The 7,458-nt window shown below is 60.4% G+C and carries 11 protein-coding genes; 3 read left to right on the top strand and 8 right to left on the bottom strand.

Annotated features, from left to right (window positions below):
- From ABYA88_RS14510 to ABYA88_RS14490, 5 genes are all read right to left on the bottom strand, one after another.
- The coding region (locus ABYA88_RS14510; protein ID WP_373188109.1) for a PAS domain-containing protein at positions 1 to 839 on the bottom strand (839 nt) is incomplete at its 3' end.
- A 47-nt stretch (positions 840 to 886) separates the two neighbouring features.
- Positions 887 to 1,681, bottom strand: coding sequence for an acyl-CoA thioesterase (locus ABYA88_RS14505; protein WP_373188108.1), 795 nt, complete (start codon positions 1,679 to 1,681; stop codon positions 887 to 889).
- A 95-nt stretch (positions 1,682 to 1,776) separates the two neighbouring features.
- Positions 1,777 to 2,499 (bottom strand): hypothetical protein, encoded by a 723-nt coding sequence (locus ABYA88_RS14500; RefSeq protein WP_373188107.1) that lies wholly within the window; start codon positions 2,497 to 2,499, stop codon positions 1,777 to 1,779.
- Complete coding sequence (locus ABYA88_RS14495) at positions 2,486 to 3,523, bottom strand: TIGR01620 family protein (RefSeq protein ID WP_373188106.1); 1,038 nt, start codon at positions 3,521 to 3,523, stop codon at positions 2,486 to 2,488. Before ABYA88_RS14495 ends, ABYA88_RS14500 begins: the two co-directional genes overlap by 14 nt.
- Positions 3,520 to 4,878 carry a YcjX family protein gene (locus ABYA88_RS14490; protein WP_373188105.1) on the bottom strand — a complete coding sequence of 453 codons (1,359 nt, stop codon included), beginning with the start codon at positions 4,876 to 4,878 and terminating at the stop codon, positions 3,520 to 3,522. The genes ABYA88_RS14495 and ABYA88_RS14490 overlap by 4 nt, the downstream gene beginning before the upstream one ends.
- 82 nt (positions 4,879 to 4,960) lie before the next feature.
- Here ABYA88_RS14490 and ABYA88_RS14485 point away from each other — a divergent pair, with 82 nt between their 5' ends.
- Positions 4,961 to 5,362, top strand: coding sequence for an NINE protein (locus tag ABYA88_RS14485; protein ID WP_373188104.1), 402 nt, complete (start codon positions 4,961 to 4,963; stop codon positions 5,360 to 5,362).
- A gap of 75 nt (positions 5,363 to 5,437) precedes the next feature.
- Complete coding sequence (gene queD / locus ABYA88_RS14480) at positions 5,438 to 5,794, top strand: 6-carboxytetrahydropterin synthase QueD (RefSeq protein ID WP_373188103.1); 357 nt, start codon at positions 5,438 to 5,440, stop codon at positions 5,792 to 5,794.
- A 7-nt stretch (positions 5,795 to 5,801) separates the two neighbouring features.
- Here queD and ABYA88_RS14475 read toward each other — a convergent pair whose 3' ends face one another.
- Positions 5,802 to 6,173, bottom strand: a complete 372-nt coding sequence (locus tag ABYA88_RS14475; protein WP_373188102.1) for a glutaredoxin domain-containing protein — start codon at positions 6,171 to 6,173, stop codon at positions 5,802 to 5,804.
- Positions 6,174 to 6,282: 109 nt separating this feature from the next.
- Here ABYA88_RS14475 and ABYA88_RS14470 point away from each other — a divergent pair, with 109 nt between their 5' ends.
- Positions 6,283 to 6,519, top strand: coding sequence for a DUF3820 family protein (locus ABYA88_RS14470; protein ID WP_373188101.1), 237 nt, complete (start codon positions 6,283 to 6,285; stop codon positions 6,517 to 6,519).
- Between the two features lie 28 nt (positions 6,520 to 6,547).
- On the opposite strand, the gene ABYA88_RS14465 is transcribed toward ABYA88_RS14470, so the two are convergent.
- Together ABYA88_RS14465 and ABYA88_RS14460 are read right to left on the bottom strand one after the other, a co-directional pair.
- The gene (locus ABYA88_RS14465) at positions 6,548 to 6,841 is read right to left on the bottom strand and encodes a YcgL domain-containing protein (protein ID WP_373188100.1); all 294 of its coding nucleotides are present in this window, start codon (positions 6,839 to 6,841) and stop codon (positions 6,548 to 6,550) included.
- The coding region (locus tag ABYA88_RS14460) for an HRDC domain-containing protein (protein WP_373188099.1) at positions 6,838 to 7,458 on the bottom strand (621 nt) is incomplete at its 5' end. The genes ABYA88_RS14460 and ABYA88_RS14465, both read right to left, overlap by 4 nt.

The raw sequence follows: 7,458 nt of genomic DNA, 5'->3' as shown, positions 1-7,458 counted from the left end.
GCGGCGTCGCGGTACATGTCAGCCAGGCTGTGGGACTGGCTAGCGCCGGGCTTCACGCCCTCCAGCGCGCCGGTAAACTCTTTCCCCGCCCCGCACGCGGCAAGATTGCAAAGGGTTCCGTCAGCTTCGCTGACAAGTATGATCGAGGCTCGCTGACCGTTGCGCAGGCCCTCCCACTCCCGGACCAGGCGATCAGCCAGCAGCTGCATCCCGGCCTCACCCAGCAGTCCATCCAGCACGCTCATCCGAGCTGACTGGATGCGCATCTGCTCCTGTTGCTGCTGGATGTCGTTCAGGGTGCCGATTACCACATCGCCACTTTCAACCGTGGAATAGGGACGGGCGGTGAGCCGGCACCAGAGGAGCCGACCATCTTCGCGGCGCAGACGAAGATCGGCGCGCAGGGTTTCCGTCGTTCCTTCGCGGACCCGCTGCATGTACTGCTCCAGCAAGGGCTGATCTTCAGGGTGAAGGTAGCGCACAATCGAGGTGCCAATTATCGATTGCGGCGTGCTGCCGGCGACCTGTTCCCAGGCCTGATTGACGTATACCAGACGGCCGGAGAAGTCCGCCCGGAACACCACATCGCTGATAGTCGCCATGACCTGCCGGTTGCGCTCGAGCGTCCGTGAGGCGTTGTATTCAAGCTCGAGCGAACGCAGTCGCTGGAAGTACCAGGCAACCACAGCGACGAGAATCGCGAACGAAAACAGCATCAACGGGAAGTCTAAGTGCGCTCGCAGCTCGTTCTGGAACGCAAGCGCGGCTGTCAGCGCTGAAATCAGCAGTCCGACAGCCAGCAATGCCAGAGGCTTGCGAGGTTTTCTTATTACTGTCATTGGCCGCTCCATCCATAGTTGCTAAGCCCCGCTTGCTTGAACGCCGTCTAGCCGAAGACAGTCACTGTCTGCCGGCTGATCGCTACCAGCGTACCGTCTTCGCGCCAGATCATTGCCGATGCGTGCCCATAGCCGTCACGTGCATGATCAATGTTGGCTCGATAGAGCAGCCAGTCAGTATTACCCAGTTCGGGCTGCGGCTGCACGAACTCGATCGTCCAGGTCAGCGAACTGGCCGGCGCACGCTGTTTCAGATGGGGTAGCACTGCCGGGGGCCAGACATCGACCAGACCCAGAATGTGCCCTTCATGGATGCTGCCTTCATCCTCGCGAAAGCGCATCCAACCACCCATCTCGCGTTTCTTGCTATTGGTAAAAGGCAGATCCCCCAACGCCCAGCGCACTGCAAAATGCTGCAGAAAAACAGGGTTAAGGCCCTCGACATAAGGCATTTCGACACATTCGTCGACTGGCTTCACCACCGGCGCAGGCTCGCTGCCCAGCGAGACCACAGAATCGCGCGAGGCGCCAAAACTGCCTTGTACGATACACATCACCTGCCCGTTCTGTCTCGCCATTCCCAGCATCTGCGTTACTGCTTTGCCTTCACGCAGCACCTCGGCTTCGACCTGCATGACTTCCCCGGGCGCCACCGGTCCGACAAAGGTGATGGCAAGGGATCTGACCGGACGATCGTCGGACAGCTTTGATCGCATCCCCTGATAGACCAGTGCGGCCACCAGACCGCCATAAGCGGCCCGACCCTGGGCCCAGCTAGTTGGAATGGTCACTTCCTGCCGTGGCGAATCGGCAAGCGCGGCGAGTAGATCTGCAAATGTCATTTTTTCAGTCCTGTAATCAACGAACCCGTCATGTTAGGGCATGCTCATCGGCAGGCAAAGCATTGCACGCGCTCATAGCTGCAGGAAATGCAGCGCTATGGCTGCTCTTCCCCGGGCGGTATCGGGCTGTCGCAGATATCGAGCAACCGGAGCCCGCAAATCCAGCCTATTGCCAGCCAGGCCGGAGGCATCTCCGGCCAGTCATCAGGCCCGAGCCCCTGCAGGTCAGGGTCGGGCTCGCCGGCGCGGGCCAATAGGCGCTGCTGCCACCAGGCAATATAGTGACCGCTACCGGGCGGATAACGATTAACCAGGTCCGCCCGCAGACGCATCGGCAAGGATGCAAACAGCAGCTCATCCACCGCGGTGAAAACCTGTTGCTCGTTCTCCAGGTACGCCGACTCCGCCACCGCTGGCAGCTTCAGCTGGGTGGCCAGAATGCTCAGTTGTCTGGCGTATTCGCGATGGCTGTGCACCGGATCAATCTGGCTCCGCCAATCCAGCTGCAGACGCTCCAGCGCCTCTACCAGCGAGTGAGCTCCCGCGGCTGGGGAATCCAGCAAGGTCGCCAGCCATCGACGCTGATACAAGGGGACCTTTGCCAGCAGCAGAGCCAGCTCGGCACTACTGGAGCCGCGACGAGGCTGCCATTGCCCATAATTGCCCTCCGGCACGCGCCTGACGCGCTCGCTGCGGGCATTCCAGTCTGCCGGCAAGAGTTGCGACTTCAATCCGCGCCAGCGGTCGACAAGATCGCTGGCGCGCTGTTTCAGCCAGCGCTCGAACAACCATCGTCTGCGTGATTTATAGCCTGTCATCCGTTGTGCGTCCCAGTCGTTCCCTGATGCCCTGAATAATACCGCGATTATCCTCAGCCAGACCGCTCTTGTCAGGCAAGGGCACCGCCCGGCACAGATCCAGGGTGAAATGGCCCAGCCGGGAGCTGTAGAGACCAATGCCTATACCCTGCCCCACCCGCGCGGCAAGCTTCTCCATCAAACCCGAGAGGAAACTGTCGCTGAGTGCACCAATGGCCATCTCGCTACCGCCGGCCAGAGCGATGTTGCGCAACACATGACGTGCCAGGCGCCAGCGGCCAAGCTGGCCTATCGGGAGGCCGTAGCAGCCTGCGACGCGCTGCATCATGCGGATGTTGCGCCAGACCACCAGTATGAGATCAACCGACACCCAGGGACTGGTCGCGACGAGCATGCCGGTGCCGACCGACTCGTGGCGGATCAGGCGACGGGCCAGCACATCCAGCGGCTGGTAGAACTGGGTATTTAGCCGGCGACTGATTTCCTCCGCCGTGTAGGATTGGTCCAGTCCAGCGCAGGCCCTGCTCATCCGTTCGGCCAGCGGCGTGTCCGCATGCAATGCCTGCAAACGGTCCAGCCAGTCCAGCGCCAGGCGCTCGGAAGGCTCGCGCAGGGCTGCACGCATTTCGCTGCGCAGCTGCTCCAGAGCCGTGAGCCGCTGGCGCTGCTGACGCATCGCGCGCCAGCTGAGGAGTCCGGCACCGGCAATCAGGGCACCCAGACCTGCGGTCAGAACCCCGGCCAGCGGATTCCAGGCCCAGGCGGCAACCGACCACTGCGTCCACTCCAGCGCCGCGCCTCCGATTACCACCGATAGCAGCAGCAAACCCAACCGGCGCGGCCAGGGGCTCAATGCCGGGGCATTGAAAATCCCTGCGGGCATCGGCGCTGCTGTCTCCTTCGCCTGCGCGTGGTGCTCCAGCTGTTCCAGCACCTGGGCATCGCTATGCGATTGCTGCGGCTCCGGCTCCCAGGTTTCGAGAATGCGCGGACCGTCCTGTTGTTTCTCGCGATCGGTCTTCATGGCTGCCGTCCCTCCAGAATCCAGCCGGCCAGTTCATCCATGCGAAAGTGGGGAAACGGCTCGTTTCGATGCAACCCGGACGGGGGCCGGAGGTGCAGTAGTTTCGGGCCGGTGAACTGCAGGTCCAGCGGCAGGTGCGCGGGGACTGTCACCGGCTGGTAGCGGACAAATGCGGTCTGACCTACCAGACCACCAATCATCGTTTCACCCTCCTGATCAGCCGCCCTGATCGCCGCCAGTGGGAAACCCTGCACTTCTACCCCGCCATGGCGAACTTCCGAAAGGCTATCGGTGACCAGGTCTTCCAGGCACTGCTGCAGTGAACGCTGCTGGGCGGGCGCGACCTGATCTACCTTGGTGGCACAAATGGCCATGCGGGTGATACGGGGACGGAACAGACGCTGCAACAGGGAGTTGCGGCCATACCGGAAGCTGCCCATCACTTCTTCCAGCGCCAGCTTGAGATCCTGCAGCGCAGCCTGCCCGGCTTCCATGGGTGCGAGCATGTCGACCAGCAGGATCTGCCGGTCAAGCTGGCTGAAATGTTCGTCATAGAAACCCTTCACCACGAAATCACGGTAGTAGTTGAAACGCTCCTCACATTGCGCCCACCAGCTACCCGGTGGGCCTTCGCTGTACCGATTAGCGCCGAGCAACGGCACGAACAGCAACATATCGGCAGCGACACCACTGCCCGGCAGCAGAAAACGGCCGGGTTGATTACGCGCGAGACCGGCCTCGTTGCGGCAACTGCGCATGAACGAGGTCCAGTCGGCAGTCAGTTGGCTCAGCTCCAGGGGATCGCAGCGCGCTGCCGGATCCAGATTGCCTAGCCTGTCGCGCAGGGTGCCAGCCAGGGAACGGCGCGGTTCCCTATCGACCAGCGCGGCCATCTGCTCGCACCACTTGCCGTAGCTCAAACCCAACAAGGGCAGATCGAGCAGCCACTCGCCGGGGTAGTCGAGCAGCTCGACACGCACCGAACGCAACCCCTGCAGTGTTTTCAGCAGCCCCTCCGGGCGGAACTGAAGATCGATCACCACGCGCGACAGGTCTGCTGTGGATGAGGGCCACTGGGCCGGATTGGATGCCAGAGCCCCGAGCGCCTGCAGGTAGGGAAAGGGGCTGGCCACCCCCTCCCGCTGCCAGCGCACCGAGACCAGCCGGTCAAACGGAGGGCGCCGTGCCAGGAGGCCGCGCTGATGATTCTCGAGCTGATTGATCAGACTGGTAATAAATGTAGTCTTGCCAGCGCCACTCAGACCGGTCACCCCGACGCGTATCGTCTGACCCCCGAGCCGCGCTACCTTCTCCTGAGCCTTCTTGACCCAGTTCACATTTCCGACGGTCGCCATGCAGATGCCCCGCAAATCATTTATGGTCTACCTTCTTTTTACAGTATCGCATAGTCAACCATTCGATCAGAGGTCGGCCCAAATGGCCTATTCAGACACACACAGCAAGGTTATCGGATATCTCTTATGGATTTTTGGATTCATGGGCGCGCACCGGTTCTACTACGGCAGGCCAATAACCGGAACGATCTGGTTCTTCACCCTGGGTTTTTTCCTGATCGGCTGGATCGTCGATCTGTTTCTGATTCCATCGATGGACCGCAGCGCAGATCGCCGTTTCCGCAGTGGGCCGGTGAACTTCAACCTGACATGGGTACTCTTGACCTTTCTGGGCATTTTTGGCGCGCATCGTCTGTACATGGGCAAATGGATCACCGCGATCCTCTACTTTCTCACTGGCGGGATATTCCTGCTGGGGGTTCTGTATGACTACTGGACACTGAACGAGCAGATATCAACACGCAACATGCAGCGCGAGTGGTGAGCCGGCAGACCCTGCGCATGGCCGGGATATAGGGTAGAATTGCGCGCTTTGGCCCAGCGCACGAAGGTAGCTATTGTGGAGATATTCAAGGAGTTCACGTTCGAATCCGCGCATCGCCTGCCCCATGTGCCAGAGGGGCACAAATGCGGTCGACTGCATGGCCATTCATTCCAGGTGGCTATCCATATTCAGGGCGAGCCAGACGCACGCACCGGCTGGATAAGGGACTTCGGTGAACTAAAAGCTATTTTCAAGCCGATCTACGAAGAGCTTGATCACAACTATCTGAACGACATTCCCGGTCTGGAAAACCCCACCAGCGAAGTCCTGGCCAGATGGATCTGGCGCGAACTCAAGCCGTTATTGCCCGAGCTCTGCCAGATAACCATCAGGGAGACCTGCACCAGCGGATGTATCTACCGCGGGGACTGAGTGCGGCTCAAGCAGCAGCAAACCGGTCTTCGAGATAGGCACCAATCGCCTTGGATTCGTAAAGCCAGGTCACCTCACCGGCATTCTCGATGCGCAGGCATGGCACCTTTATCCTGCCACCCTCTTCGAGCAGCGTCTGACGATCCTGTGAATTGTTCTTCGCATCCTTCAGCGTGATGGGAACATTGAGCCGATGCATTGTGCGGCGGGTTCTGACGCAGAAAGGACAAGCCCGGAACTGGTACAGGGCAAGACCCGCCGCGGCCTGTTCCACCTCGGCCTGCTGCTCGGCCGAGCGTTTCATCTTTCTCGGGCGGGTGATGAAATCGATAAAGATAATCAGATTGCCGAGACCTGTGCGCAACGCTTTTACTATCATGCTGGCTCCTGTTTTCAATGGGTAAAGCCCGATAGGTTACCCGAGTTTGTCTTTACTGGCTTGCCGGGTGGGCAGCGCCGTTCAACTATCTTGTAACCGGGAGAGAATGATGTCGCCACAGGATCTGCAATTACTGATCGACAGAGAGATGCCCTTCGGCAAGTATCAGGGCCGCAAGATCGCCGATCTACCCGGACACTACCTGAACTGGTTCGCGCGCGTGGGATTTCCGCAGGGCGAGATCGGCCGTCTGCTGGCGCTGATGCAGGAAATCGACCACAACGGGCTGAGCTATTTGCTTGACCCGTTGCGGTCCGGACCACACGCCAAACAGGCAGACCGCTAGGCCACCACCACGCTGCAGGCGGTCCTTCTCAGACCGGGTCGTTGCGATACATCAATTCGTCGGGGAGATGGATCAGATAATCCTCTTCCTTCGGTGGCATCTGCAGGTGATAGCCCTGAGATTCGAGGTTGGCCAGCACCTTGTGGATATCTTCGCGCGCCAGGGTGCGCTCCTCGGTCAGCACCAGATCCATGGTCAGTTCCGCCTTGCCGAACAGCTGCATCAATGACTCCGGCAGCTCTGCCAGGTCCTTCTTGCGCGGCACGTACAGGTACATGCCCTGCTTGCGCTTGCTGCGATAGATTGAGCACATGACTTTCATGGGTTGGTATCCTCCGCATTGGCAATGCTCAACAGCTCTTCACCCATCAGCTCACGACGCCAGCCGGCGAATTCTTCCGGCAACAGGTAGGGACCACCCGGATAGCCGGTGCGCACCAGCGCTTCAAGGGTTTTCTTGCGCAGCACGATTTCAGGGGCAATACCCAAGCGCTCAGCATGGCTCTGCCCTACCTTGCGTAACGACTTGAGCAGCTTGTTGGCGTCCGCCGGCAGTGGTTCGGGCAGTTTCTGTGGCCACTCTCCGGGCGGCACCTTCTGACCCTGGCGAATCAGCTCGAGTATCTCATTGCCGTGGTGACGCACCGTACGCGGATGCATATCTTCTATCCGCGCCAGGGCCTGCAGATTATCCGGCTGGCGCTGGGCCAAGGGACACAGGGTGCGCTCGCGCAGCATACGATTACGGGCCTGATCGCGCTCTCGTGCCTCGCGCTCGCGCCAACTGGCCAATATCTTGAGTATCGCCAACTCATTAGGCTTCAGGCGCCAGGCCTGCTTGACGTTAACGTAGGCCGTCTCAGGCTCCTGGATACGCTGGGCCGCCGCAACCTGCTCGGCAGTGTCTTCGAAAAGCCAGGGCATAAGGCCCGCCGCCTC

The organism is Halopseudomonas sp., assembly GCF_041579695.1.
Classification (GTDB): domain Bacteria; phylum Pseudomonadota; class Gammaproteobacteria; order Pseudomonadales; family Pseudomonadaceae; genus Halopseudomonas.
This window is presented reverse-complemented; position numbering and strand designations above follow the sequence as displayed.

Coding starts and splice junctions, on each gene's coding strand:
- ABYA88_RS14505 (WP_373188108.1), bottom strand. CDS start 1,681: ATGACATTTGCAGATCTACTCGCCGCGCTTGCCGATTCGCCACGGCAG.
- ABYA88_RS14500 (WP_373188107.1), bottom strand. CDS start 2,499: ATGACAGGCTATAAATCACGCAGACGATGGTTGTTCGAGCGCTGGCTG.
- ABYA88_RS14495 (WP_373188106.1), bottom strand. CDS start 3,523: ATGAAGACCGATCGCGAGAAACAACAGGACGGTCCGCGCATTCTCGAA.
- ABYA88_RS14490 (WP_373188105.1), bottom strand. CDS start 4,878: ATGGCGACCGTCGGAAATGTGAACTGGGTCAAGAAGGCTCAGGAGAAG.
- ABYA88_RS14485 (WP_373188104.1), top strand. CDS start 4,961: ATGGCCTATTCAGACACACACAGCAAGGTTATCGGATATCTCTTATGG.
- ABYA88_RS14475 (WP_373188102.1), bottom strand. CDS start 6,173: ATGATAGTAAAAGCGTTGCGCACAGGTCTCGGCAATCTGATTATCTTT.
- ABYA88_RS14470 (WP_373188101.1), top strand. CDS start 6,283: ATGTCGCCACAGGATCTGCAATTACTGATCGACAGAGAGATGCCCTTC.
- ABYA88_RS14465 (WP_373188100.1), bottom strand. CDS start 6,841: ATGAAAGTCATGTGCTCAATCTATCGCAGCAAGCGCAAGCAGGGCATG.